Below are 23,750 nucleotides of genomic sequence, written 5' to 3'. Positions count from 1 at the left end.
TATGTCCAATTTGCTGCACCGTTCCATGACCAGCCTTCCCCGCCGTCCGTTGCCTGCCCTGCGCACTGCCGTCCAGCGCGGCTTCACGCTGATCGAGCTGATGGTGGTCCTGGTCATCATCGGCGTGCTGGCGGCCCTGATCGTGCCCAATGTGCTGGACCGCGCCGACGATGCCCGCGTCACGGCTGCACGCACCGACATCACCAACATCTCCCAGGCGCTCAAGCTCTATCGCCTGGACAACCAGCGCTACCCCACGGCGGAGCAGGGCCTGCAGGCCCTGATCGTCCGCCCCACGAGCGGACCGCTGCCCAACAACTGGAAGCCCTACCTGGAAAAGCTGCCCAACGATCCCTGGGGCCGCCCCTACCAGTACCTGAATCCTGGCATCAAGGGACCCATCGACATCATGTCCTTTGGCGCCGACGGCCAGGCCGGCGGAGAGGGTAAGGATGCCGACATCGGCAGCTGGCAATAAGTCGATGGCCCGGGCAACGGCCCGCAGGGGCCGCGCCGCACCGCACCACAGGCCCGCACTCCCAGCGGGCCTGCCTGCTCTCATGCCCCGCCAGACCGCGCCCTCCTCCCTGTCCACCCCTTCGCGCGGCTTCACCCTGCTGGAGCTGATGGTCGTCATCAGCATCATGGCGATTGCCGCCGCAGGCGTGAGCCTGTCGCTGCGCGACAGCGGACAGGCACAGCTGGAGCGCGAGGCCGAACGCCTGGCCGCGCTGCTGGAGTCGGCCCGCGCCCAGGCCCGTGCCAACGGCGTGCCCGTGCGCTGGCGGCCCATGCCGCAAGGCTTTCGCTTCGAGGGACTGCCGGCCAGCGCGCAATTGCCTTCCCAATGGCTGCAGCCAGGCGTGCAGGCGCAGCCGGCCACGCCGCTGGTGCTGGGCCCCGAGCCACTGATTCCGCCCCAGTCCGTCACGCTGACGCTGCGCGACTCCACCAGCCCGCCGCTGCGCGTGGCCACGGATGGACTGCGGCCCTTTGCCGTGCAGTCCCTGCCATGACAGCCCTCCACGGACCGCGCCGAAAGCACGGCGCCCCCAGGCGCCCGGCACGCGGCTTCACGCTGATCGAGGTGCTGGTGGCCCTGGGCATCGTGGGCATTGCGCTCATGGCCGGTCTGCAGGCCACATCGGCCCTGACACTCAATGCCGAGCGCCAGTCCGAGGTGCTGCTGGCCCAGCTGTGCGCGCAAAACGAGCTGGTGCGCATGCGCCTGTCGCGCCAGATGCCGCCCGTGGGCGACAACAGCCTGACCTGCGAGCAGGGCGGCCGGCAACTGCAGGTCCGGCTCAGCGTGCGGCCCACACCCAATCCCAGCTTCCGCCGTGTCGATGCCCTGGTGGTCACGGCAGAGCACCCCGTGCTGCGCGTATCCACCATCGTGGGACGCTTCTGAATGCGCTTGCGCCACCCATCCCGCACGCACGGCTTCACCCTGGTGGAGCTGATGGTGGCCATCGCCGTCATGGCCCTGCTGGCCCTGGTGAGCTGGCGCGGGCTGGACAGCATGGTGCGCTCGCAGGAGACCATTCGTGCACGCAACGAGCAGCAAATGGTGCTGCAGACCGTCATCGCCCAATGGAATGCCGACCTCGAAGCGCTGATGCCGCTTGAAAACACACAGGTCATCGACTGGGACGGCCAGGTGCTGCGCATGACCCGCAAAAGCAGCGCCGCCGTGGACGACGGCGCCGTGGTCGTCGCCTGGGCGCGCCGCCAGACGGCTGGGCGCGACCAGTGGCTGCGCTGGCAGTCGCCGCCGCTGCGCACGCGCGCACAGTGGCGCGATGCCTGGAACCAGGGATCGCAATGGGGGCGCAACCCCTCGGACGACCAGCGCCGGCGCGAAACCGCGCTGATGCCCCTGGACCAATGGCGCCTGTACTACTACCGCGATAACGCCTGGAGCAATCCGCAGTCCAGCGGCTCGGACAACGGCACGGGCACGGTCACCCCGCCGTCCGGCGGCACCAACAGCAGCGCGCAGCTGCCCACGATTCCCGACGGCATCCGCGTCGAACTGACCCTGCCGCCCGACAGCGCCATTCCTGGCCGCGTCACCATGGACTGGGTCAACCCCCTGCGCTCCAACAGCCGATCATGATGCGCACACCCCGCCCCCTGCCCGGCCGCCGCCGCCACCGTGGCGTGGCCCTGCTGGCCGCCATGCTCACGGTGACCCTGGTGGCCACGTTCGCCGCCACCGCGCTGTGGCAGCAGTGGCGCAGCGTGGAAGTCGAGACCGCCGAGCGCAACCGCATGCAGGCCGCCTGGATCCTGCTGGGTGCGCTGGACTGGTCGCGCGTGGTGCTGGCCGAGGATGCGCGCACCAGCCTGCAGGTGGACCATCTGGCCGAACCCTGGGCCGTGCCGCTGCAGGAGGCGCGCCTGTCCACCTTTCTGGCGGCGCAGAACAACGTCAGCCAGGTCGATGACGGCATGGCCGACATGCAGGACGCCTTTCTCTCGGGCCAGATCATCGACCTGCAGTCGCGCCTGAACCTGCGCAACCTGCTGAGCGCCCCCGACAAGCCCGAAACCCTGCGCCCGCTGTCCCGCCTGCTGGAGCGCCTGAACCTGCCCCCTGCCTATGCCACGCAGATCGTCCAGGCCCTGCGCGCAGCCGCCACCCCTGGCGAGGGCGCGCAGTTCCTGATGCCGCGCACGCTGGGCCAGTTCGGCTGGCTGGGATTGCCGCCCGAGGTCGTCGCGCGCCTGGAGCCCTACATCACCCTGCTGCCCGAGAACACGCCCGTCAACCTCAACACCGCCAGCGCCGAAGTCATCTGGGCCAGCGTGGAGGACCTGACCTGGTCCCAGGCCAGCCAGCTGGTGCAGTTGCGCGCATCGCGCCCTCTGCGCAGCCTGGCCGATGCCTCCAACGCGCTGGGCCTGCCGCAGAAATTCGAAGGACAGAACCTGTCGGTGGCCACCAGCTTCTTCGAGGCGCGTGGCCGCATGCGCCTGGGCGAGATCGTGGCCAGCGAACGCTCCATGTTGCGTCGCAACAACATGACAGTCACTACCATCTGGCGTGAGAGGGGGGACTGGGGATTGCCCGAAGCTCCCGCGCCATGACAGATGGCTGTCACACTCGCCCCCTACAATGCCCGCTTCCGCCCATGAGCACCTTGATTCTTCATCTGCCTGCGGGCCCCGCTGGCGAATACGCCTACGCACTCAGCAGTGACGGCCTGCGCGCCGACCGGCATGGCCTCGCCGCCGCAGGCCTGCTGCCCGATCCTGGCCGCACCGGCCAGACGGTTGCCGTGGTGCCGCACCAGGCCTTGTCCTGGCATCTGGTCAGCCTCCCCCATGGCGTGCCTACGGGAAGCCGGCGCGGACATGTGCGCCTGCGCGCCGTGCTCGACGGGCTGCTGGAAGAGCGCCTGCTCGACGAGCCCTCCCAATTGCACCTGGCCCTGCAGCCGCAGGCACGCGCAGGCGAGCCCTGCTGGGTTGCCGCCTGCAACAAGGCCTGGCTCCATGCCCACCTTCAGGCCCTGGAATCCGCAGGGCGGCCCGTGGGCCGCATCGTGCCGGAATGTCCGCCCCAGGCCACGCCCCAGCTGTGGGCCGTGGGCTCACCCGAATCGGCCTGGCTGCTGGCCACCGGCCTGAGCACCGCCGCGCAGGGCATGGACTCGCTGGCCTGCCTGCCGCTGCGCACCGACAGTGCCGACCCCGCCATGCTGGCCGCGCTGCTTCATGCCCTGCCCCCCGACACCCCGATCCAGGCCGACCCGGCGCTGGCCCGCGCCGCCGAGGCCCTGCAGCGCCCCGTCAGCCTGCTGACGGACGCCCAGCGCGGCCTGGCGGCCCGCGCACAAAGCTGGGATCTGGCCCAGTTCGACCTCGACCTGGGCGGTGGCAGCCGCACACGGCGGCGCATGCTCGACGGCTGGCAAAGCTTTCTGCGCGCGCCGCAATGGAAGGCCGCGCGCTGGGGCGCCGTGCTCGCCCTGCTGGCCCAGGTAGTGGGCCTCAATGCCTGGGCCTGGACCGAGAACCGCGCCATTGCGGCCAAGCAGGTGCAGGTGCGCTCCACGCTGGCCACCAGCTTCCCCCGCGTGCCCGTCATCGTCGACGCGCCCGTTCAAATGCAGCGCGAAGTCGCCACGCTGCGCCAGACCGCCGGTGCGCTGACGCAGGGCGACCTGGAGCCCCTGCTGGCCGCCGCATCCCGGGCCCTGCCCGCTGGACAGTTGCCCCAGGCCATGGACTACCAGGACCGGCAGCTGCGCCTCAAGGGCGTCTCGCTGGAGGCCGAGGCACTGGAGCAGGCACAACAACATCTGGCCGGCAGCGGCCTGCGACTGCAGCGTGACGGCGCCGACCTGCTGCTTGCCCAGGAGGCCCGGCCATGAACATGCGCGCATCCCGCCAAAGCCTGGCACCCCTGCGCGCGCGCTGGAATGCCCTGGCGCCGCGTGAACAGAACATGACCCTGCTGGCCGGTGGCGTGGTGGCACTGGCCCTGCTGTGGTGGGTGGCCCTGGCCCCCGCCCTGCACAGCCTGCGCACCGCGCCCGAACGCCATGCCCAGGCCGACCGCCAGTTGCGCCAGATGCAGCTGCTGCAGGCCGAGGCCGAGCAGCTGCGCGGCAACGCACGCCCCGTGGTCGGCGATGCCAAGGCGCTGCTGCAAAGCTCGCTGTCCGCCGAACTGGGCGCCTCCGCCCAATTGAACTGGATGGGCGACCGCGCACAGATCACGCTCAAGGCCGCACCCGCCGCCGCGCTGGCGCGCTGGCTGGCCCAGGTCCGCAGCAACACCCACGCCGTTCCGGCCGAGATGAAACTGGCCCGCAGTGCATCTGCAAGCACTGCCGCCGCCTCCGGCGCAGCAGGCGCTGCCGATGCCGTGCGCTGGGACGGCAGCCTGGTGCTGGACCTGCCCGTCGATCCGTCGCGGGCGCCTTGAGCATGCAACGCAAGCCCCGCACCCAGCCGGCCCTGCGCGCACCGCGCGGCTGGGCGCTGGCCGGTGCCCTGTGCGGCCTGGTGGCCACCACCGTCGTCTGGGCGCCCGCCGCCTGGCTGGCGCGCGGCGTGGATTCGGCCACGCAGGGCCAGGTGCTGCTGCAGCAGCCGCGCGGCACGCTGTGGAATGGCTCGGCCTCCCTGGTCTTCACCGGAGGCGCCGGCAGCCGCGACCGCACAGCCCTGCCCACACGGCTGGAATGGACGCTGCGCCCCGGCCTGGACGGCGCCCGCATACAACTGCGCAGCGAATGCTGCACACCCACGCCCGTGGTGCTGGACCTGCTGCCCCGCTGGCAGGGCCTGAGCGCCGTGGTGCATGACAGCGACACGCGCTGGCCTGCCTCCCTGCTGTCCGGTCTGGGCACGCCCTGGAACACGGTGGACCTGCAAGGCCAGCTGCGGCTGGCCACGCAGGCCCTGCAACTGCAGCTGCTGTGGCAATCGGGCCGCTGGCGCAGCGAAGGCAGCACGCGCCTGGAGGCGCTGGCCGTATCCTCACGCCTGTCACCGCTGCGCCCGCTGGGCAGCTACCGGCTGGACATCCTCGGGGGCGACAGTCCGCAGCTGCAGCTCAGTACCCTGACCGGCGACCTGCGCCTGAGCGGCCAGGGCCAATGGGTGGGCCAGCGGCTGCATTTCCAGGGCGAGGCCTCGGCCAGCCCGGAGCGCGAAACCGCGCTGTCCAACCTGCTCAACATTCTGGGACGGCGCCAGGGGCCCCGGTCCATCATTTCCTTTGGTTGATCCATGACTCAGCAGCACACGACCCCGTTCTGGCGCAACACCCTGCACACGCTGGCCGTCAGCGCCATGCTGGCCTGCACCGCTGGCACCGCCCAGGCCCAGCAGACCAATGCACCGGCCGGCGCCACGCCCAGCCTGCGCCCCGGCGAGCCTGTGACACTGAATTTCTCGGGCGCCGACATCGAGGCCGTCTCGCGTGCCATCGGCGCCATCACCAACCGCAACGTGGTGGTCGATCCGCGCGTCAAGGGCCAGATCACGCTGCTGACCGACAGGCCCGTGCCGCCTGCCACCGCCTACCAACAGTTCCTGGCCGCGCTGCGCCTGCAGGGCTTCACCATTGTCGAATCGGCCGGCCTGTACAAGGTCATCCCTGAAGCCGACGCCAAGCTGCAGGCCAGCGAAGTGGCCGTGGGCGCGAGCCGCAGCAGCGCGGGCAGCCAGATCGTCACCCAGATCTTCAAGCTCAACTACGAGAACGCGGCCAACCTGGTTCCCGTGCTGCGCCCGCTGATCAGCCCCAACAACACCATCAACGTCAACCCGGGCAACAACTCGCTGGTCATCACCGACTACGCAGACAACCTGCAGCGCATCTCGCGCATCGTGGCGACCATGGATGTGTCCAACGCCACCGATGTCGAAATCATCCCGCTGCGCCATGCCGTGGCCACCGACATGGTGGCCCTGGTTTCGCGCCTGATCGAAGGCGGTACGGCCAGCCCCGGCGGCCTCACCGTGACCGCCGGCGGCGCCAATATTCCGGGCCAGAGCGACAACGCCTTCAAGACCTCGCTGATGGCCGAGCCGCGCAGCAACTCCATCGTGCTGCGCGCGGCCAACCCCGCACGCCTGGCCCAGGTGCGCTCGCTGATCGCGCGGCTGGACCAGCCCGCCATGAACGGCGGCGGCGACCAGGGCAACATCCATGTGGTCTATCTGAAGAACGCCGACGCCGTGGCGCTGGCAGCCACCTTGCGCGCAGCCATAGGCGCCCAGGCCACGGCCGCGGGCACGGCCAGCGGCCAGCCCGGTGCGGGCGGCACCACGCCGCAGGGCGGCGGCATGTCCTCCATTCCCACCTCGCAGCCCGTGGTCTCGCGCGACTCCAGCGGCACGGCATCCATGGGCATGGGCTCGTCCTCGGGCCTGGGCAGCGGCGGCGGGGGCGGCGCGCTGGGCGTGGCCCAGCAGCCGTCCACGGGCGGCATGGTCCAGGCCGATCCGTCCACCAACTCGCTGATCATCACCGCCCCGCCGCCCATCTACCGCCAGATGCGCGCCGTGATCGACAAGCTCGACGGCCGCCGCGCCCAGGTGCTGATCGAAAGCCTGATCGTCGAACTCAAGGACAACCGCCTGGCCCAGTTCGGCGTGCAGTGGCAGGCCATCCTCAGCAACAACGGCAAGGTGCTGGGCAGCATCGGCAACAACTCCAGCGTGGCCGGCGCCAACATCCTGAGCCTGCTCAACGCCTTCAACAAGGACGGCAGCATCAACACCAGCACGGGCGGCATCACCGGCGACACGGTGAACAGCATGCGCGGCACCAACCTGGGCTTCACGCAGAGCGTCAACGGCAACACCACGCTGGGCTTTCTGGCCAACTTCCTGCAGAACAGCGGCGACGCCAACATCCTGTCCACGCCCAACCTGATGACGCTGGACAACGAGGAGGCGCGCATCATCGTCGGCCAGAACGTGCCCATGGTCACGGGCTCCTACGCCAGCAATTCCACGGGCGGCACGGTCAACCCGTTCACCACGGTGGAGCGCAAGGACGTGGGCCTGATGCTGCGCGTGCGCCCGCAGATCAACGAGAACGGCACGGTGAAGCTGGCCGTGTTCCAGGAAGTCTCCTCGGTGGACGAGTCCACGCGCAAGGACACCAACGGCCTGACCACCAACAAGCGCTCCATCGAGTCCAACGTGCTGGTCGAGGACGGCAACATCGTCGTGCTCGGCGGCCTGATCGACGACAACTACTCCCAGGCCGAGGACCGGGTGCCTCTGCTGGGCGACATCCCCGTGGTCGGCAACCTGTTCCGCAACACCAACCGCAAGCGCAACAAGACCAACCTGATGGTCTTCCTGCGCCCCGTGGTGATGCGCGATGCGACTGCGACCAACCAGGTCTCTTCCGAGCGCTACGAAGCCATTCGCGCGCAGCAACAGAGCCTGCAGCCCGAGCCCAGCGCCCTGCTGCGCTCGGTCAATGCCGCGCCCGTGCTGCCCACGCTCACGCCCCAGCCGGACCCCGGCTCGTTCACCAACCCGGCCGCCATCGTCAACGTGCCGGGCGCAAAGCCCGAGCTGATCGACTTCACCCAGCCGCAGCCCGCCGCTCCCGCCGTGCCGGCAGCCCCCGGCGCGCTCTGAGGCAGGAAGGCCCCATGCGCTATCCCCTGCCCTATTCGTTTGCGCGCACCAGCCAGCTGCTGATCGAGGACGACGGCCACGAGCCCCTGCTCTGGCACGGCCCCTCGCCCGACTGGCAGGCCCTGTCCGAAGTCCAGCGCAAGCATGCGGTGCAGCGCTGGCAGATGCTGGATGCGGGCACGCTGGCGCACCGCATCAGCGCCGCCTATTCGCAGGGCGAGTCCAGCGCGGCCCTGGTGGTCAGCGAGGTCGAGTCCGACGCCGACCTCTCGCGCATGATGCAGGAACTGCCCGCCGTCGAGGACTTGCTGGAGACTGCGGACGACGCGCCCATCATCCGCATGCTCAACGCCCTGCTCACGCAGGCCGCGCGCGACGGCGCCAGCGACATCCACATCGAGCCCTATGAGCGCCACTCCAGCGTGCGCTTTCGCGTGGACGGCGACCTGCGCGAGGTCGTGCAGCCCAACCGGGCCCTGCACGCGGCGCTGATCTCGCGCCTGAAGATCATGGCCGACCTGGACATCGCCGAAAAGCGGCTGCCCCAGGACGGCCGCATCAGCCTGCGCCTTGGCACGCGCGCCATCGACGTGCGCGTCTCCACCCTGCCCAGCGCCCATGGCGAGCGCGCCGTGCTGCGCCTGCTGGACAAGAGCGAGAGCAAGCTCAGCCTGGAGGCCGTGGGCATGCAGGGCGAGACGCTGAGGCGGTTCACCCACATGACGGCGCAGCCCCACGGCATCGTGCTGGTCACCGGCCCCACGGGCTCGGGCAAGACCACCACGCTGTACGCGGCGCTGTCGCGCATGGACGCCAGCCACAGCAACATCATGACGGTGGAAGACCCCATCGAGTACGAGCTGGCCGGCGTGGGGCAGACCCAGGTCAACGCCAAGATCGAGCTGACCTTCGCCAAGGCCCTGCGCGCCATCCTGCGCCAGGACCCGGACGTGATCATGATCGGCGAAATCCGCGACTTCGAGACCGCGCAGATCGCCATCCAGGCCTCGCTGACGGGCCACCTTGTGCTGGCCACGCTGCACACCAACGACGCATCCAGCGCCGTCACCCGCCTGATCGACATGGGCGTGGAGCCGTTCCTGCTGTCGTCCTCCCTGCTGGGCGTGCTGGCCCAGCGCCTGGTGCGCAAGATCGACACCACCGAGCCCAGCGGCTACCGGGGGCGCACCGGCATCTTCGAGATGCTGGTGGTGGACGACACCATCCGCGCGCAGATCCACCGCCAGGCCAGCGAGGCCGAGATCCGCGACACCGCGCTGGCCTCGGGCATGCGCCTGATGCGCGACGATGGCGAGCGCCTGGTGCGCGAGGGCATCACCACGCCCGAGGAAGTGCTGCGCGTCACGCGCGACTAGGCGCAGGCGGCCACGCCAGACCCTGCGCAGCACGGGGCATCCCCGTTTGCCACAATGGTCGGCATGTTGGAATCCCTACGCGCCTGGAGCGCTCCCTATGGCGGCGACCTGTTCCTGTGGGTCGCCACGCTGAGCCTGATCAGCTACATCGCCCTGTGGTGGTTCAAGTCCCGGCTGTCCACCAGCCAGTTGCGCCGCGTCATCCGCCTGTCGGCGCTGGTGGCGCTGCCGCTGTCCTGGCTGGCCATTCAGCAGGGCGAGAACCATCTGGCGGCTGCCATCCTCCCCCTGGTCTGGTGCGTGGTGCTGGGCATCACCTGCGCACGGGAAATGTCCAGAAGAAACTGAGTGCGCGAACGCGCACCAGGAATGCCCTGGCGCGGCAAGGCCCGCGCCGCCCCCACCCACCGTGAACTGGAAGTTGGAACCTGCCATGACATCATTCAATGAAGTCCGTCTGTCCATGCTCGACCTCGTGGCCGTGCGCGAAGGCGGCACCGTCGCCGAGGCCCTGGACATTGCGCTGGCCACGGCCCGCAAGGCCGAGGAACTGGGATTCGAGCGCTACTGGCTGGCCGAGCACCACAACATGCCCGGCATCGCCAGCTCGGCCACGGCCGTGCTGATCGGCCACATCGCGGGCGGCACCTCGAAGATCCGCGTGGGCTCGGGCGGCATCATGCTGCCCAACCATGCCCCGCTGGTGGTGGCCGAAGCCTTCGGCACGCTGGCCGAGCTGTACCCGGGCCGCATCGACCTGGGCCTGGGCCGTGCACCCGGCACCGATGGCGCCACCATGCGCGCCCTGCGCCGCGACCGCGTCGAGACCGAGGAGGACTTCCCGCGCGACGTGATGGAGCTGCAGCGCCTGCTGGGCCCGGCCACGCCCGAGCAAAAGCTGGTGGCCACGCCCGGCGCGGGCACCAACGTGCCGATCTGGCTGCTGGGATCCAGCCTGTTCTCGGCCCAGCTGGCCGCCCACCTGGGCCTGCCCTACGCCTTTGCCTCGCACTTCGCGCCGCGCATGCTCTACCAGGCCGTGCAGCTGTACCGCAGCCTGTTCAAGCCGTCGGCCCAACTGGCCAAGCCCTACGTGATCGTCGGCGCACCCGTGATCGCCGCGCCCACCGATGACGAGGCCGAATACCTGGCCAGCAGCACCTACCAGCGCGTGCTGGGCATCATCACGGGCCGGCGCGGACTGCTGCCGCGCCCCATCGAGAACTATGCGGCCCAGCTCGGCGAGCAGGAGCGCCGCGCCATCGGCGAGTTCCTGGCCGTGGCCTCCATCGGCGGCCCGGACAAGGTGCGCACGCGCCTGCAGAAGCTGCAGGCCGACACCGAGGCCGACGAGCTGATCCTGGTCAGCGACGTGTATGACCGCGACCTGCGCCTGCGCTCGCTGGAGATCACGGCCGGCGTCATGGGCCGCTGAAGGCATGAGCCGCTCCGCCCGGCTGCTGCAGCTGATCGACCTGCTGCGCCGCGCGCGCCTGCCCCAGGCCGGGCCGGTGCTGGCCCGGCAGCTGGACGTGAGCCTGCGCACCCTGTACCGCGACATTGCCACCCTGCGCGAACAGGGTGCAGCGATTGCGGGCGACCCGGGCGTGGGCTATGAGATGCGGCCCGGCTTTCTGCTGCCGCCGCTGATGTTCACGCCCGATGAGCTGGAAGCCCTGCTGCTGGGCGCGCGCTGGGCCAGCCGCCAGGCCGACCCCGAGCTCGCCCAGGCCGCCACCGCCGCGCTGGACCGCATACGCAGCGCGCTGCCGCTGGAGCTGCGCATTGAGGTGGACACCAGCGGCCTGCTGGTGCCGCCCATCTGCCACGAGTCCGTGACCGAGCCCTGGCAGACCGCGCTGCGCCTGGCGATACGGCGCCAGCACCGGGTGCTGCTGCACTACACGGATGAGAAGGGCCAGCCGACCGAGCGCCAGATCTGGCCTTTTGCCATGGCTTTCTTCGATCAGCGGCGCATTCTTGCGGCCTGGTGCGAACTGCGCCAGGACTTCCGCCATTTCCGCGCCGACCGCGTGCGCTCCGTCACCGATCTGCAGGAACGCTATCCCGACCACCGCAGCGGCCTGATCGAACGCTGGTCGCGGCAACTGGGCTACACGGTCCGCTGACACCACTGCTGACAAAAACTGTCAGCATGGCCTCCTACAGTCGCTCCCATGGCCTTCTCGCCATGCATTCAAACCACTGGGAGCCTTCATGAACGACTCGATCAAGCCTCTGCGCTTTTACTTCCACCCCCGCTCGCGCGCCGTCATCGCGCGCTGGATGCTGGAGGAATGCGGCGCCCGCTATGAGCCCGTGCGGCTGGAATACGGCAGCACCATGAAGGCTGCCGACTACCTGGCCATCAATCCCATGGGCAAGGTCCCCGCCCTGGTGCACGGCGAGACCGTGATCACCGAACAGGCCGCCATCCTTGCCTATCTGGCCGACATCTTCCCCGAACGAAGGCTCGCACCGGCCGTGGACAGCCCGCTGCGCGGCGTCTACCACCGCTGGATGTTCTTCCTGGCCGGCCCCGTCGACGCCTTGATAACTGCCAAGAGCCAGGGCCACCTGGAGCAGCAGACGGCCGACCAGGCCATGTCCGCCGGCTATGGCCGCTATGACGACGTGGTGCAGACGCTGCGCCAGGCCGTGGCCGGCAGGCGCTACCTGTGCGGCGACCAGTTCACCGCGGCCGACGTGCTCATGGCCAGCTACCTGCGCTGGGGCACGATGATGAAGCTGCTGCCCGCGCTGCCCGAGTTCAGCGACTACGGCCAGCCGCTGATGGAACGCCCGGCCTCGCTGCGCTCCATCCAGCTCAACGAAGCGGACCTCGCGGCCCAGCCGGCATAAGGACCAGGCAGGGGCTGCCGCCGACCGCGGCGGCGGCCTCGCCATCCAGCCGTCACCGGCAGCGGCTACCATCGGGGGTTGGATCGCCGCCTGGCGTTTCCTGAACGCCATCCCTTCCCCAGCCCTTCCCGACTCCCGCCGCGCATGCCTGCCTTTTCCTTCGAAGCCCTGGATGCACAAGGTCAGACCCGCAAGGGCACGATCGAAGCCGACAACGCGCGCGCCGCGCGCAGCCAGCTGCGGGCCCAGGCCCTGGTGCCCATGGCCGTGGAGATTGTGGCCTCGGGTTCCGCGTCCGGCCCGCAGGGCGGCGCCTCGCGCTGGCTGACCCGTCCCGTCCTTGGCTCCACAGGGCTCACCGTGTGGACGCGCCAGATGGCGGGGCTGGTCGGATCAGGCCTGCCCATAGAGCGCGCCCTGGCCTCCCTGTCCGAAGAAGCCGACGACCCGCGCCAGCACCACCTCGTGGCCGCGCTGCGCGCCGAGGTCAACGCAGGCTCCACCTTTGCCCGCGCCCTGGCCCAGCACCCGCGCGAGTTCTCCGACATCTACTGCGCCGTGATCGGCGCCGGCGAGGCCAGCGGCAGCCTGGGCCCGGTGCTGGAGCGGCTGGCCGACGACCTGGAATCGCGCCAGGCCCTGCAGTCCAAGCTCATTGGCGCAGCCCTGTACCCGGCCATCGTGACCCTGGTGGCCATTGTCATCGTGCTGTTCCTGGTCAGCTACGTGGTGCCCCAGGTGGCCAGCGTGTTCGCCGGCACCAAGCGCGCCCTGCCCTGGCTCACCGTGGCCATGCTGGCGCTCAGCGACTTCGTGCGCAGCTATGGCTGGGCCGCGCTGATCGCCCTGGTGCTGGGCGCCCTGGGATTCCGGCTGTCCATGAAGAACCCCGTGCTGCGCGAGCGCTTCGACGCCTGGTGGCTGCGCCTGCCGCTGATCGGCCGGCTGGCGCGCAACTACAACGCGGCACGCTTTGCCGGCACGCTGGCCATGCTGGCGGGCGCAGGCGTGCCCATTCTCAAGGCCTTGCAGGCCGCAGCCGAAACGCTGGGCAACCGCGCGCTGCGCGCCGATGCCATGGACGCGCTGGCCCTGGTGCGCGAAGGCGCGCCGCTGGCCTCGGCCCTGGCGCAGAAAAAGCGCTTCCCGGGACTGATCTCCATGTTTGCCCGCCTGGGCGAGCAGACCGGCCAGCTGCCCGTGATGCTGCAGCGCGCGGCCAACCAGCTGTCCACCGAGGTGCAGCGCCGTGCCATGCACCTGGCCACCATCCTGGAGCCGCTGCTGATCGTGGCCATGGGCATGGTCGTGGCCCTGATCGTGCTGGCCGTGCTCATGCCCATCATCCAGCTCAACCAGTTCGTCAAATAGCGAAAAGCGCCAAGCCATGCCCGTGACCCTGCAAGACAAGCTGGTCGTCGCCATCTCCTCGCGGGCGCTGTTCGACTTCGAGGAGGAGAACCGGCTGTTCGACGCCGGTGACGAGCAGGCCTACATGCGCCGCCAGCTGGACCTGGTGCACCAGCCCGCACGCCCGGGCATCGCCTTCCCGCTGGTGCGCAAGCTGCTGGCCTTCAATACGCCCGAAGTGCAGCGCGTGGAGGTGATGATGCTGTCGCGCAACGACCCGGCCAGCGGCATGCGGGTCTTTGCCTCTGCCAAGGCGGCCGACATGCACATAGAGCGCGGCGTGTTCACGCGCGGGCGCGATCCGTTTTCCTACCTGCGGCCGCTGGGCGCTCACCTGTTTCTCTCGGCCAACGAGGTCGATGTGCGCAGGGCGCTGTCCATCGGCTTTCCTGCCGCGCGCGTGATGGTCGATTCCACGCCAGCAGGCGACCGCTACCCGCAAGAGGTGCGCATCGCGTTCGACGGCGATGCCGTGCTGTTCTCCGACGAGGCCGAACGCGTCTACCAGCAAGGCGGGCTGCCGGCCTTTCTGCGCCACGAGGTCTCCCATGCCGCCACGCCGCTGGCGGAAGGGCCGTTCAAGCCGCTGCTGGTGGCGCTTCACCGGTTGCAGCAGCAGGCGGACTCGTCCCAGACCATGCGCATTCGCACGGCCCTGGTGACGGCGCGCAGCGCACCGGCGCACGAGCGTGCCATCCGCACGCTGCTGGAATGGGGCATTGCGGTGGACGAGGCCATGTTCCTCGGCGGCCTGGAAAAGGGCCCGTTCCTGCGCGAGTTCGAGCCGGACTTCTTCTTCGACGACCAGACCGGCCACGTCAACTCGGCCGCGCGCCATGTGCCGGCAGGCCATGTGAGCAGCGGCATCTCCAATCCGGACGCCGATCCGCCGAAGTAAACAATTGCAAAGGGCGGGCCGGCCGTGCTTGCAAATGCCGGTTCCGTGCCCAAATAAAGCCAATGCATTTTCCCCTCATGAACCGCTCTGCCCTGCTGCGCCGGCCACCGCTGCTGCAGGCCGCCGTCGTCGTGCTGCTGACCAGCGCCTTCATGCTGCCCGCCGCGCGCGCGCAGGCGGCAGAAAACGCAGCCACCGAGCAGGCAACGGCCAGCCCGGCGCCGCTGACCAAGGGGGAGATCAAGGCCCAGCGCGAATTCAAGATGCTGGACTTCAACAAGGACGGCAAGCTCAGCCGTGCCGAAGTGGCGCTGTTCCCGCGCCTGTCGGCGGCCTTCGACGAGGCCGACACCGACAAGGACGGCTACGTCTCCTATGCGGAGGTGCAGGCCTTTGCCGTCAAGTACCGCGCCGAGCGCGACAAGGCAAAGGCCAAGGCGCAGGCCGAAGAGGCAAAGGCCGCCGAGCGTGCGGCAGCAGCACCGGCAGCCAGGGACAAGAAGGAAGGCGAAGGCTCAAAGGACTGAGCCTTCTTGCCCGGCCCCTGACACTCAAAGACCGCCGGTACGCTTGACCTTGGGTTCCGAATAGGTCAACGGTTCGTCGCGCACCTGCATCTTGTTGCGGGCCACATCGTCGGCCTTGCTGACCTCCTGGGCCTGCTCCACCGCCATGGCGCTGGCACGCCACATGGACTGGATGAACTCGATGAGCTGCTTGGAGATCGGCTCCTTGGGCGGCTCCTCGACCTCTTCCTTCTGCTTGATCTCTTCGGCCAGCGTCCAATCGCGGTTCTCCTGGTCCACCACGGACGGCTTTTCAGGATCGCGCACCACCCGGCCCTCGCCGATGCGGTCCGTGGATTCGACGGCGTTGGTGGCGTTCACAGGACGCACGGGCACCGCGCCCGACGCACCGGTGGAGTACAGATCGGCGCTTTGCGGGCGCCACGGTATGGGTGATCGGTCAACAGGTGGAATTGGCATGGCTCGACCCTCTTGCTGGATGTGTGCTGTGGGCGGGAATTTCCCGCCGTCGCCTCATCATCGACAGAAGCTGAAAGAACTGAAGCGCTTTTTTTGAAAGACGCTTCGGCCTGCCTCAAACCAAGGGTAAACCCTTTATTCGCCCCGACCAGGCGCTAGAGGAAGCGCTCCAGCAGCTTGCGCGAGGTGCGGTCCAGCGCCGTGCTGTCGGGCACGCTGAACTGCACGCCGTCCTGGCTGGTGATCATCAGATGCGTGCGGCCCGACAGGCGCCGGATGTCCTCCTCGGCCTTGAGCACGAGCTGCACGGGGCCCCGGTCGGTCTCCAGGTCCCAGGTGCTGGGCGTGGAATAGCTGGACACCTTGTGGATGCGCTGGATGACGGGCACGAACTCGCGCACGGCCAGGTCTTCCTCGATCAGCGTGCGGGCCTGCGCCGGCAGGTGGTCCATGTGGTCCACCCACAGCGCCTCCTTGCCATCGACGGAGACCAGGGACAGGCCTTCCAGCGGTGCAGCAATGGGAAAGGCGCGCACGGGCACCACGGATTCGTGGCGCGTGCCGTCGGCCAGGATCAGCACCAGGCGGCCATGGGCGTTGCGCTCCATGCGCACACCGCTCAGATCGGCGCCGGCTGCGGAATGTTGGGCGTTGGACATGGCTTATTCCTCGATGGTGGTTGCGGCCAGGGTCAGGCCTGCGGCCTGGGCATCCTCTTCGGCGCGCCGCGCCTGGGCCTGGTACAGGCGCCAGTAGGCGCCCTGCTTTTCCATCAACTCGTCGTGCGGACCCACTTCCACGATCTCGCCCCGGTCCATGACCACGAGGCGGTCGGCCTTGCGCAGCGTGGACAGGCGGTGGGCAATGGCAATCGTCGTGCGGCCCTGCACCAGATTGTCCAGCGCCTTCTGGATTTCCTTCTCGGTCTCGGTGTCCACGGCCGAGGTGGCCTCGTCCAGGATCAGGATGCGCGGGTCGATCAGCAGTGCGCGCGCAATGGAGATGCGCTGGCGCTCGCCTCCCGACAGGCCCTGGCCGCGCTCGCCCACCAGGGAGTCGTAGCCGTGCGGCAGGCGCAGGATGAATTCATGGGCGTGGGCCGCACGGGCCGCCGCCACGATTTCCTCGCGCGTGGCATCAGGCTTGCCGTAGGCGATGTTCTCGGCAATGGTGCCGAAGAACAGGAAGGGCTCCTGCAGCACCAGGCCGATGTTGCTGCGGAAGTCCGAGACCTTGAGCCTGCGGATGTCCACGCCGTCGAGCTGGATGGAGCCCTCGCTCACGTCATAGAAGCGGCTGATCAGGTTGACCAGGGTGCTCTTGCCCGAGCCGCTGTGACCCACCAGACCGATCATTTCACCCGGACGAATCTGCAGATCCAGGTTCTTGATCACGGCGCGGCTGCCGTAGCGGAAGCTCAGGTTGTCCAGCGTGATGGCGCCCTGCACGCGCGGCAGCTTGACCGGGTTGACCGGGTCGGGCACGTTGCTCACGTGGTCGAGGATGTCGAAGATGCGCTTGGCGCCGGCCGCTGCCTTCTGCGTGACCGAGACGATGCGGCTCATCGAGTCCAGGCGGCTGTAGAAGCGGCCGATGTAGGCGATGAAGGCCGTCAGGATACCCACCGTGATCTGGCCGCCAGCCACCAGCCAGATGCCGAAGCCCCAGACCACGAGCAGGCCGATCTCGGTCAGCAGCGTCACCGTGGGCGTGAACAGCGACCAGGTCTTGTTGACCTTGTCGTTGGCCTGCAGGTTGACCAGATTGGCCTGGGCGAAGCGGTCGGCCTCGCGCTTTTCCTGGGCGAAGGCCTTGACCACGCGGATGCCGGGGATGGTGTCAGCCAGCACATTGGTCACTTCGGACCAGACGCGGTCGATCTTCTCGAAGCCCGTGCGCAGGCGGTCGCGCACCAGATGGATCATCCAGGCGATGAAGGGCAGCGGCACCAGGGTGACCAGGGCCAGCCACGGATTGATGGAGAACAGGATGACCGAGGTCATCACGATCATCAGCACGTCGGTGGCGAAATCCAGCGCATTCAAGGATAGAAACAAATTGATGCGATCTGTTTCCGCCCCGATGCGTGCCATCAGGTCGCCCGTGCGCTTGCTGCCGTAGTAGTCCAGCGACAGCGTCAGCAGGTGGTTGTAGGTGGTGGTGCGCAAGTCCGAGCCAATGCGCTCGGAGACCTTGGCCAGCACGAAGGTGCGCGCCCAGCCCAGGCCCCAGGCCACCAGCGCCGCCGCAAGCAGCCCGCTCAGGTAGAAGACCACGAGGCTGCTGTCGATCTGCTGCCCGTTCTGGAACGGGATCAGGATCTTGTCCACGATGGGAATCGTCAGGTAGGGCGCCACCAGGGTGGCGCCCGTGGAGGCCAGCGTCAGCAAAAAGCCCAGCAGCAGCTGGTGCCGGTAGGGATGGGCAAAGCGCCACAGGCGCAGCAGCACCCAGGTGGAGGTCTGCGGGCCCTGCTGGCGCGCGCAGGCCGGGCATTCGTCGGCCTCGGGCGGCAGCTCGGCCTGGCAGGCCGGGCAGCGGGGCACGTCGTCCTCGGGCTCGGCAAAGTCCTCGCCGCGTGCCAGTCGCTCGCGCTCATGGTCGAACTGCTGCAGCAGGCGCAGCACGGCCGCCTGGTGGCGCAGCGTGAAGCGCCACAGCGCCAGCCGCGCCGCAGGGCCGTGCAGTTCGAGGTTGCCCACGCCGCCGTGGTCCAGCGTGCGCAGATTCTGATCAATGGATAGTACCCACTCACTCCACTGCTGATCTGCAGGATCACAGGCGAGGAGCCGCTGGTTGGTCAGCACAACCCAGCCTTCGCCGAAGTGCATATCGAGGGTCAGGTCAACCGGGACGAGGGCCAGCACGTTTTCATTGGAAGCGAGCCTGGCTCGCAGCCCAGCCCCGCGGGGGCTGGCAAGGAAGGCCGAAACGTCCACAGAATGGTGTTCTTGCATGTTGAGTTGTTTTTCCCGCCCCTGGCGGCTCCTGGTGTCATGCGGGCAACCGCAGCTCCCCGGTGGATATCCCGCGCTTTGCACGGCATACCCTGCTCAACGCGCCAACCCTGGTTTAGGCTGACAGCACTGCGCATGGGCTTTCTGAGCGCACAATCCTCTCCCATTCTCCGGCGATCCGCACCCGGGTCGTCGCTCACGCTTACCCGTTGATCGACATGGCGAAATTCAAAGACATCCAACTCTTGCGCACCACCTACCTGCGTGGACCCAGCGTCTGGACCTACCGTCCCGTGCTGGAGGTCTGGCTGGATCTTGGTGAGCTGGAGGACTATCCCTCGAACAAGCTTGCCGGTTTCAACGAGCGCCTGACGGCCTGGCTGCCCGACCTGGTCGAGCACCACTGCGGCGTGGGCGAGCGCGGCGGCTTCATCCAGCGCCTGGAAGGCGGCACCTGGTGCGGCCACGTGCTGGAGCACATCATCATCGAGCTGCTGAACCTGGCGGGCATGCCGGCCGAGTTCGGCCAGACGCGCGAGATTTCCCAGCGCGGCATCTACCGCATGGTCTTCCGCTGCCCCGAGGAAACCGTGGCGCGCACGGCCCTGGCCTACGGCCACCGGCTGATCATGGCCGCCATCAACGACGAGCCCTTCGACCTGAAGGCCGCCGTCAAGGCCATCAAGACCGAGATCAACGACCGCTACCTGGGCCCGAGCACGGGCTGCATCGTCGATGCTGCAGGCGAGCGCCGCATTCCCCACATCCGCCTCAATGACGGCAACCTCGTGCAGCTCGGCTATGGCGCCGCGCAGCGCCGCATCTGGACCGCCGAGAGCGACCAGACCAGCGCCATCGCCGAAGGCATTGCCCAGGACAAGGACTTCACCAAGCGCCTGCTGGCCGCCTGCGGCGTGCCCGTGCCCGAAGGCCAGATCGTCAACAGCCCCGAGGAAGCCTGGGAAGTGGCGCAGGACATCGGCTTTCCCGTCACCGTCAAGCCTTCGGACGGCAACCACGCGCGCGGCGTGACGCTGGACCTGCGCGACGAGGCCGACATCAAGACCGCCTTTGCGCTGGCCCAGCCCGAAGGCTCCGACGTGATCGTCGAGCGCTTCATTGACGGCACCGAGCACCGCATCCTGGTGGTGGGCGGCAAGGTCGTGGCGGCCTGCCGTGGCGAGACCGTGAGCGTGGCCGGCAACGGCAAGTCCACGCTGCGCGAACTGGTCGCCGTGGTCAACCAGGACCCGCGCCGCGGCCCCGAGCAGGAATACCCGCTGGACTGGATCAACCTCGAAGCCCCGGCCGTGAAGCTGGAGCTCAAGCGCCAGGACGTGACACCCGACAGCGTTCCCGCCCAGGGCACCAGCGTGCTGCTGCAGCGCAACGGCAACATGGCCATCGACTGCACGGATGAGGTCCACCCCGAAGTGGCCTACATGGCCACGCTGGCCGCCAAGATCGTGGGCCTGGACATCGCGGGCATGGACATGATCCTGCAGGACGTCTCGCGCCCCATGAAGGAGCAGGGCGGCGCCATCCTCGAAGTCAACGCCGGCCCCGGCCTGCTGATGCACCTGAAGCCCACCAGCGGCGCACCGCGCCCCGTGGGCATGGCCATCGCCGACCACCTGTTCCCGCGCACCGAAGAGGGCACGGGCGCAGGCCGCATCCCCCTGGTGGGCATTGCCGGCACGCGCAACAACGGTTTCACGGCCCGCCTGGTGGGCTGGCTGCTGCAGCTGTCGGGCAAGCTCACGGGCGTGGCCAGCAGCGAGGGCATGTTCCTGTCCAACCGCCAGACCCAGAAGACCAACACCGCCAATTGGGCCGGTGCCCACCGCCTGCTGACCAACCGCCTGGCCCAGGCCGCCGTCATCCAGACCACGGCCCGCTCCATCCTGGAAGAAGGCCTGGCCTACGACCGCTGCCTGGTCGGCGTGGTCACCGACATGGACGGCTTCGAGCAGTTGCCTGACCATGACGTGCACGAGCAGTCGCAGATGACGCGCGTGATGCGCACCCAGATCGACGTGGTGCTGGACGAAGGCGCTGGCGTGCTCAATGCCGACATCGAACAGGTGGCCGACCTGGCCCGCCTGTGCGACGGCGAAGTGCTGTTCTATTCGATGCAGGCAGACAGCCCCGTGGTCGCGGCCCACCGTTCCGAGAGCGAAGGCCGCGCCGTCTTCGTGCGCGGCAACCAGGTGATCCTGGCCACGGGCGCGGCCGAGCGCATGCTGGGCACGCTGGACGCACTGAGCCTGCCCGGCGGCCTGCGCCCGGACACGCCGGCCCTGCTGGCCGCCATTGCCGCCGCGTGGTCCATGGACATTGCCCCCGACCTCATCGTCGCCGGCATCAAGACCTTCGACTACACGCCGGCCGCCGCAGCCACCGCCGCCTGAGCCCGACCACACGATGACATGCAGGCAGGCCCGGCGACGCGGGCCTGCCCTCCGAAAGAAGACACTATGCAGATCACCCGCATCCGAGCCCTGCGCGGCCCCAATCTCTGGACCCGCAGCACCGCCATCGAAGCCATCGTGCAATGCGAGCCCGGCGAGTGCGACTACTCGGCCCTGCCCGGCTTCGAGGACCGGCTGCGCGCGCGCTTTCCCAAGATCGGCACGCTGCAGCCGCACGGCGCCGACCAGCGCCTGTCGCTGGCCCAGGTGCTGGAAGTCGCGGCCCTGTCGCTGCAGGCCCAGGCTGGCTGCCCGGTGACCTTCAGCCGCACGCATGAAACCGTGGAAACCGGCACCTACCAGGTGGTGGTGGAGTACACCGAAGAGGCCGTTGGCCGCCTGGCCATGGAACAGGCCGGCGAGCTGCTGCAGTCGGCCCTGGCCGACACGCCCTTCGACGCCGACAAGGTGGTGGCCCAGCTGCGCGAACTCGACGAGGACGAGCGCATCGGTCCCTCCACCGGCTCCATCGTCGATGCGGCCGTGGCGCGTGGCATTCCCATCCGCCGCCTGACCTCGGGCTCGCTGGTACAGCTGGGCTGGGGCTCCAAGGCGCGCCGCATCCAGGCCGCCGAGCTGGACCAGACCAGCGCCGTGGCCGAGTCCATCGCCCAGGACAAGGACCTGACCAAGCGCCTGCTGCACGCCGCCGGCGTGCCCGTGCCGCTGGGCCGCCCCGTCAAGGACGTGGAAGAAGCCTGGCTCGTGGCCCAGGAAGTGGGCCTGCCCGTGGTGGTCAAGCCCCAGGACGGCAACCAGGGCAAGGGCGTGGTGGTCAACATCACCACGCACGAGCAGCTCAAGGCCGCCTTTGCCACCGCCTCGGAATTCGGCGACGACATCATGGTCGAGCGCTTCCTGCCCGGCCATGACTTCCGCCTGCTGGTGGTCGGCGGCCAGTTGGTGGCCGCTGCGCGCCGCGAGCCGCCCCAGGTGCTGGGCGACGGCCAGCACACCATCCGCGAGCTGGTGGACATCGTCAACCAGGACCCGCGCCGCGGCTCGGGCCACGGCACGGCGCTGACCAAGATCCGCCTGGACGACATCGCCATCGCGCGCATCGCCACCGAAGGGCTCACGCCCGAATCCGTGCCGGCCCAGGGCCAGCGCGTGGTGCTGCGCAACAACGCCAACCTGTCCACCGGCGGCAGCGCCACCGATGTGACGGACGACGTGCACCCCGACATCGCCGCGCGCGCCGTGGAGGCCGCCCAGACCATCGGCCTGCACATCTGCGGCGTGGACGTGGTCTGCGAGACCATGCTGCGCCCGCTGGAAGAGCAAAACGGCGGCATCGTCGAAGTCAACGCCGCACCGGGCCTGCGCATGCACCTGGCGCCGTCCTTCGGCAAGCCCCGCAACGTGGGCGTGCCCATGGTCGATGAGCTGTTCGCGCCGGGCCAGGACGGCCGCATCCCGCTGGTGGCCGTCACCGGCACCAATGGCAAGACCACGACCACGCGCCTGATCGCCCACCTGTTCACCTCGCATGGCTGGCGCACGGCCATGACGAACACGGACGGCGTCTACGTCAACGGCCGCCAGATCGACAGCGGCGACTGCTCGGGCCCGCGCAGCGCGCGCAACGCCCTGGCCCACCCCGAGACCGATGCGGCCGTGCTCGAATGCGCACGCGGCGGCATCCTGCGCGAAGGACTGGGCTTCGACCGCTGCCAGGTGGCCGTGGTCACCAACGTGGGCGCGGGCGACCACCTGGGCCTGAACTACATCACCACGGTGGAAGACGTGGCCGTGCTCAAGCGCGTCATCGTGCAGAACGTGGCCACCGACGGCTATGCCGTGCTCAACGCGGCCGATCCGCTGGTCGCCGCCATGGCCTCCACCTCGCCGGGCAAGGTCATCTATTTCGCGGCCGACCGCCACCACCCCGTGATGGCCACACACCGTGCCCAGGGCAACCGCGTGGTCTACGTGGACGGCGACAGCATCGTCGCGGCCGAAAGCTCGTGGCGCGAGACCATTGCGCTGCGCGAGATCCCCATCACGCGCAACGGCACCATCAGCTTCCAGGTGGAGAACGTCATGGCCGCCATCGCCGCCGCCTGGGGCGTGGGCATGCCCTGGCAGACCATCCGCCGCGGCCTGGCCGGCTTCGTCAACGACAGCGACAACGCGCCGGGCCGCTTCAACGTCATGGACTACCGTGGCGCCACGCTGATCGCCGACTACGGCCACAACCCCGACGCCATTCGCGCCCTGGTCCAGGCCGTGGACGCCATGCCGGCCCAGCGCCGCAGCGTGGTCATCAGCGGGGCCGGCGACCGACGCGACCAGGACATCACCGAGCAGACCCAGATCCTGGGCAAGGCCTTCGACGACGTCATCCTCTACCAGGATGCCTGCCAGCGCGGCCGCGCCGACGGTGAAGTCCTGGCCCTGCTGCAGCAAGGCCTGCAAGGCGCACCACGCACCGACTACGTGACCCAGATCCAGGGTGAGTTCAACGCCATCGACCACGCGCTGGCGCGACTGACACCCGGCGACCTGTGCCTGGTGCTGGTGGACCAGGTGGAAGAAGCCCTGGAGCACCTGCGCCGCCATGTGGCGGGTGAAAACACCCCCTGAGGCGCTTTGCGCCTTCCCCCTCTCTCGCTTCGCGGGAGGGGGACGACACCCTCGGGGCGGGGCGGCCCTTCCTCGGTGTC

22 protein-coding genes are annotated in these 23,750 nt (G+C 69.0%); 19 read left to right on the top strand and 3 right to left on the bottom strand.

Annotated elements, in window-relative coordinates; all coding sequences use genetic code 11:
* Window positions 1–25: 25 nt before the first annotated feature.
* The 17 genes from gspG (at window position 26) to KDK82_RS00365 (ending at window position 15,197) form a co-directional block, all read left to right on the top strand.
* A complete protein-coding gene (gene gspG, locus KDK82_RS00445) occupies window positions 26–478 on the top strand; it encodes a type II secretion system major pseudopilin GspG (RefSeq protein WP_170961998.1) in 453 nt (150 codons plus the stop codon).
* Window positions 479–560: 82 nt separating this feature from the next.
* Complete coding sequence (locus KDK82_RS00440; RefSeq protein WP_034397088.1) at window positions 561–1,016, top strand: GspH/FimT family pseudopilin; 456 nt, start codon at window positions 561–563, stop codon at window positions 1,014–1,016.
* A complete protein-coding gene (gspI, locus tag KDK82_RS00435; protein ID WP_063328348.1) occupies window positions 1,013–1,411 on the top strand; it encodes a type II secretion system minor pseudopilin GspI in 399 nt (132 codons plus the stop codon). Before KDK82_RS00440 ends, gspI begins: the two co-directional genes overlap by 4 nt.
* Window positions 1,412–2,119, top strand: coding sequence for a prepilin-type N-terminal cleavage/methylation domain-containing protein (locus KDK82_RS00430; RefSeq protein ID WP_088163673.1), 708 nt, complete (start codon window positions 1,412–1,414; stop codon window positions 2,117–2,119).
* Complete coding sequence (gene gspK, locus KDK82_RS00425; protein ID WP_065346786.1) at window positions 2,116–3,093, top strand: type II secretion system minor pseudopilin GspK; 978 nt, start codon at window positions 2,116–2,118, stop codon at window positions 3,091–3,093. Before KDK82_RS00430 ends, gspK begins: the two co-directional genes overlap by 4 nt.
* Window positions 3,094–3,137: 44 nt before the next feature.
* Window positions 3,138–4,382: a type II secretion system protein GspL gene (gspL, locus tag KDK82_RS00420; protein WP_088163670.1), complete on the top strand. Its 1,245-nt coding sequence runs from the start codon at window positions 3,138–3,140 to the stop codon at window positions 4,380–4,382.
* Complete coding sequence (gene gspM / locus KDK82_RS00415) at window positions 4,379–4,939, top strand: type II secretion system protein GspM (RefSeq protein ID WP_013800653.1); 561 nt, start codon at window positions 4,379–4,381, stop codon at window positions 4,937–4,939. Before gspL ends, gspM begins: the two co-directional genes overlap by 4 nt.
* Before the next feature lie 2 nt (window positions 4,940–4,941).
* A complete protein-coding gene (gspN, locus tag KDK82_RS00410; RefSeq protein ID WP_088163668.1) occupies window positions 4,942–5,745 on the top strand; it encodes a type II secretion system protein N in 804 nt (267 codons plus the stop codon).
* Between the two features lie 3 nt (window positions 5,746–5,748).
* Entirely contained in the window at window positions 5,749–8,124 is a 2,376-nt protein-coding gene (gene gspD / locus KDK82_RS00405; RefSeq protein ID WP_088163666.1) for a type II secretion system secretin GspD, read from the top strand.
* Window positions 8,125–8,138: 14 nt separating this feature from the next.
* Entirely contained in the window at window positions 8,139–9,500 is a 1,362-nt protein-coding gene (locus tag KDK82_RS00400; protein ID WP_013800651.1) for a GspE/PulE family protein, read from the top strand.
* 63 nt (window positions 9,501–9,563) lie between these two features.
* Entirely contained in the window at window positions 9,564–9,848 is a 285-nt protein-coding gene (locus KDK82_RS00395; protein WP_223275171.1) for a hypothetical protein, read from the top strand.
* Window positions 9,849–9,933: 85 nt separating this feature from the next.
* A complete protein-coding gene (locus KDK82_RS00390; protein WP_088163664.1) occupies window positions 9,934–10,935 on the top strand; it encodes an LLM class flavin-dependent oxidoreductase in 1,002 nt (333 codons plus the stop codon).
* Between the two features lie 4 nt (window positions 10,936–10,939).
* Complete coding sequence (locus KDK82_RS00385) at window positions 10,940–11,629, top strand: YafY family protein (protein ID WP_013800648.1); 690 nt, start codon at window positions 10,940–10,942, stop codon at window positions 11,627–11,629.
* 88 nt (window positions 11,630–11,717) lie between these two features.
* The gene (locus KDK82_RS00380) at window positions 11,718–12,362 is read left to right on the top strand and encodes a glutathione S-transferase family protein (RefSeq protein WP_043822076.1); all 645 of its coding nucleotides are present in this window, start codon (window positions 11,718–11,720) and stop codon (window positions 12,360–12,362) included.
* 144 nt (window positions 12,363–12,506) lie between these two features.
* Window positions 12,507–13,733 carry a type II secretion system inner membrane protein GspF gene (gspF, locus tag KDK82_RS00375; RefSeq protein WP_088163662.1) on the top strand — a complete coding sequence of 409 codons (1,227 nt, stop codon included), beginning with the start codon at window positions 12,507–12,509 and terminating at the stop codon, window positions 13,731–13,733.
* A gap of 16 nt (window positions 13,734–13,749) precedes the next feature.
* Complete coding sequence (locus KDK82_RS00370) at window positions 13,750–14,670, top strand: 5'-nucleotidase (RefSeq protein ID WP_012207501.1); 921 nt, start codon at window positions 13,750–13,752, stop codon at window positions 14,668–14,670.
* 62 nt (window positions 14,671–14,732) lie between these two features.
* Window positions 14,733–15,197 (top strand): EF-hand domain-containing protein, encoded by a 465-nt coding sequence (locus KDK82_RS00365; protein ID WP_088163660.1) that lies wholly within the window; start codon window positions 14,733–14,735, stop codon window positions 15,195–15,197.
* A gap of 24 nt (window positions 15,198–15,221) precedes the next feature.
* Here the strand turns inward: KDK82_RS00365 and KDK82_RS00360 are convergent, their stop codons facing one another.
* The 3 genes from KDK82_RS00360 to KDK82_RS00350 form a co-directional block, all read right to left on the bottom strand.
* Entirely contained in the window at window positions 15,222–15,656 is a 435-nt protein-coding gene (locus KDK82_RS00360) for a hypothetical protein (RefSeq protein ID WP_012207503.1), read from the bottom strand.
* Between the two features lie 155 nt (window positions 15,657–15,811).
* Entirely contained in the window at window positions 15,812–16,315 is a 504-nt protein-coding gene (locus KDK82_RS00355; protein ID WP_012207504.1) for a DUF1854 domain-containing protein, read from the bottom strand.
* Window positions 16,316–16,318: 3 nt separating this feature from the next.
* On the bottom strand, window positions 16,319–18,613 hold the full coding sequence (locus tag KDK82_RS00350) for an ABC transporter transmembrane domain-containing protein (protein WP_088163658.1): 2,295 nt from the start codon (window positions 18,611–18,613) through the stop codon (window positions 16,319–16,321).
* 218 nt (window positions 18,614–18,831) lie between these two features.
* Between KDK82_RS00350 and cphA (KDK82_RS00345) the strand changes: the two genes are divergently transcribed.
* On the top strand, window positions 18,832–21,024 hold the full coding sequence (gene cphA / locus KDK82_RS00345) for a cyanophycin synthetase (RefSeq protein ID WP_088165402.1): 2,193 nt from the start codon (window positions 18,832–18,834) through the stop codon (window positions 21,022–21,024).
* Window positions 21,025–21,090: 66 nt separating this feature from the next.
* On the top strand, window positions 21,091–23,670 hold the full coding sequence (gene cphA, locus KDK82_RS00340) for a cyanophycin synthetase (RefSeq protein WP_043782910.1): 2,580 nt from the start codon (window positions 21,091–21,093) through the stop codon (window positions 23,668–23,670).
* The last annotated feature ends 80 nt before the right edge of the window (window positions 23,671–23,750 follow it).

This window comes from Delftia sp. K82, from assembly GCF_002193035.1.
GTDB classification, from domain to species: domain Bacteria; phylum Pseudomonadota; class Gammaproteobacteria; order Burkholderiales; family Burkholderiaceae_C; genus Comamonas; species Comamonas acidovorans.
Note: the sequence above shows the minus strand (reverse complement) of the source record. Positions and strands in the feature narration are given on the sequence as shown.

What these genes read in the sequence shown, in the direction of transcription:
- gspG (WP_170961998.1), top strand. Translation starts at nt 26, where the DNA reads ATGACCAGCCTTCCCCGCCGTCCGTTGCCTGCCCTGCGCACTGCCGTC.
- KDK82_RS00440 (WP_034397088.1), top strand. Translation starts at nt 561, where the DNA reads ATGCCCCGCCAGACCGCGCCCTCCTCCCTGTCCACCCCTTCGCGCGGC.
- gspI (WP_063328348.1), top strand. Translation starts at nt 1,013, where the DNA reads ATGACAGCCCTCCACGGACCGCGCCGAAAGCACGGCGCCCCCAGGCGC.
- KDK82_RS00430 (WP_088163673.1), top strand. Translation starts at nt 1,412, where the DNA reads ATGCGCTTGCGCCACCCATCCCGCACGCACGGCTTCACCCTGGTGGAG.
- gspK (WP_065346786.1), top strand. Translation starts at nt 2,116, where the DNA reads ATGATGCGCACACCCCGCCCCCTGCCCGGCCGCCGCCGCCACCGTGGC.
- gspL (WP_088163670.1), top strand. Translation starts at nt 3,138, where the DNA reads ATGAGCACCTTGATTCTTCATCTGCCTGCGGGCCCCGCTGGCGAATAC.
- gspM (WP_013800653.1), top strand. Translation starts at nt 4,379, where the DNA reads ATGAACATGCGCGCATCCCGCCAAAGCCTGGCACCCCTGCGCGCGCGC.
- gspN (WP_088163668.1), top strand. Translation starts at nt 4,942, where the DNA reads ATGCAACGCAAGCCCCGCACCCAGCCGGCCCTGCGCGCACCGCGCGGC.
- gspD (WP_088163666.1), top strand. Translation starts at nt 5,749, where the DNA reads ATGACTCAGCAGCACACGACCCCGTTCTGGCGCAACACCCTGCACACG.
- KDK82_RS00400 (WP_013800651.1), top strand. Translation starts at nt 8,139, where the DNA reads ATGCGCTATCCCCTGCCCTATTCGTTTGCGCGCACCAGCCAGCTGCTG.
- KDK82_RS00395 (WP_223275171.1), top strand. Translation starts at nt 9,564, where the DNA reads ATGTTGGAATCCCTACGCGCCTGGAGCGCTCCCTATGGCGGCGACCTG.
- KDK82_RS00390 (WP_088163664.1), top strand. Translation starts at nt 9,934, where the DNA reads ATGACATCATTCAATGAAGTCCGTCTGTCCATGCTCGACCTCGTGGCC.
- KDK82_RS00385 (WP_013800648.1), top strand. Translation starts at nt 10,940, where the DNA reads ATGAGCCGCTCCGCCCGGCTGCTGCAGCTGATCGACCTGCTGCGCCGC.
- KDK82_RS00380 (WP_043822076.1), top strand. Translation starts at nt 11,718, where the DNA reads ATGAACGACTCGATCAAGCCTCTGCGCTTTTACTTCCACCCCCGCTCG.
- gspF (WP_088163662.1), top strand. Translation starts at nt 12,507, where the DNA reads ATGCCTGCCTTTTCCTTCGAAGCCCTGGATGCACAAGGTCAGACCCGC.
- KDK82_RS00370 (WP_012207501.1), top strand. Translation starts at nt 13,750, where the DNA reads ATGCCCGTGACCCTGCAAGACAAGCTGGTCGTCGCCATCTCCTCGCGG.
- KDK82_RS00365 (WP_088163660.1), top strand. Translation starts at nt 14,733, where the DNA reads ATGCATTTTCCCCTCATGAACCGCTCTGCCCTGCTGCGCCGGCCACCG.
- KDK82_RS00360 (WP_012207503.1), bottom strand. Translation starts at nt 15,656, where the DNA reads ATGCCAATTCCACCTGTTGACCGATCACCCATACCGTGGCGCCCGCAA.
- KDK82_RS00355 (WP_012207504.1), bottom strand. Translation starts at nt 16,315, where the DNA reads ATGTCCAACGCCCAACATTCCGCAGCCGGCGCCGATCTGAGCGGTGTG.
- KDK82_RS00350 (WP_088163658.1), bottom strand. Translation starts at nt 18,613, where the DNA reads ATGCAAGAACACCATTCTGTGGACGTTTCGGCCTTCCTTGCCAGCCCC.
- cphA (WP_088165402.1), top strand. Translation starts at nt 18,832, where the DNA reads ATGGCGAAATTCAAAGACATCCAACTCTTGCGCACCACCTACCTGCGT.
- cphA (WP_043782910.1), top strand. Translation starts at nt 21,091, where the DNA reads ATGCAGATCACCCGCATCCGAGCCCTGCGCGGCCCCAATCTCTGGACC.